This is a genomic window from Pyxidicoccus fallax (assembly GCF_012933655.1).
Lineage (GTDB): Bacteria > Myxococcota > Myxococcia > Myxococcales > Myxococcaceae > Myxococcus > Myxococcus fallax.
The window spans coordinates 1-1,087 of sequence record NZ_JABBJJ010000718.1 but is presented as its reverse complement, the minus strand read 5'-3'; the positions used below and the strand labels follow the sequence as shown (position 1 = coordinate 1,087).

1 protein-coding gene is annotated in these 1,087 nt (G+C 75.0%); it reads right to left on the bottom strand.

Annotated features, from left to right (window positions below):
• Positions 1 to 1,087, bottom strand: a 1,087-nt coding sequence (locus HG543_RS53780; protein ID WP_211194821.1) for an ABC transporter permease, incomplete at both ends; no start/stop codon positions are given.

Genomic DNA, 1,087 nt, shown 5'->3' with positions numbered 1-1,087 from the left:
AGCACCAGCCCCTCCGCCGCCACCTGTCGCAGCACGTCCGCGCCGCTCGCGCCCAACGCCAGCCGCACTCCGAATTCGTACGTGCGCTGCCCCACCGCGTAGCTCATCACCCCGTAGAGGCCCACCGCCCCCAGCACCAGCGCCAGCAGCGCGAAGAGCACCAGCAGCGAGAGCACCAGCCGGGGCGTGGCGATGGAGTCCCGGGCCACCTGCTCCAGCGTGCGCACCTCCCCCACGGGCACGTCCGGGTCCACCGCCCAGAGCGCCTCGCGCACCGCGCGCGCGAGCGCCAGCGGCTCGCCCCGGGTGCGTACCACCAGCGTCATCCGCAGGGTCGGCACTTGCGCGTGCGGCCGGTACAGCTGCGGGCGCGGCGCGCTGCCCAGCGCCTGGTTGCGCGTGTCGCCCACCACCCCGACGATGGTCGTCCAGCCCTCCTTCCCCTCGAAGTCCGTCCAGACGCGGCGGCCGAGCACCTCCTCGCCAGGGAAGAGCCGGCGTGCCAGCGCCTCGTTGACGACAGCGACCCGGGTGTCGCCCACGTCCGTCGCATCCAGCGCCCGCCCACGCAGCAGCGGCACCCGCAGCGCGTCGAAGTAGCCGAGGGTGACGATGCGCCGGTCCACCTCGGCCGAGCCGTCCAGCGGTGTGGGCCGGCCCTCGCCGTGCAGCGTGACGTCCACGTTGTCATCCGCCAGCGGCAGCCGGTGGATGGCGCCCGCGGCCTCCACGCCCGGCAACGCACGGATGCGCTCGAGCGCCTCGCGGAAGAAGACCGCGCCGCGTCCCCCGTCGCCGTAGCGCCCGTCCGGCAGCTCCACGGCCAGCGTGAGCACCCGCTCGGAGGTAAAGCCCGTGTCCACCCGCTGCAGCTTCCACACCGTCTGCAGCATCAGCGACGCGCCCACCGTGAGCACCAGCGCCAGCGCCATCTCTCCCGCCACGAGGCCCCCGAGCAACCGTCGCTGCCCGCGCCCCAATCCTCCCGTGCCTCCCGGCCGCAGGCCCGCATGCGGGTCTCCCCGAGCGGCGCGCAGCGCGGGTGCGAGCCCGAAGAGCAGGCCCACCCCCAGCGACAGCCCCAGGC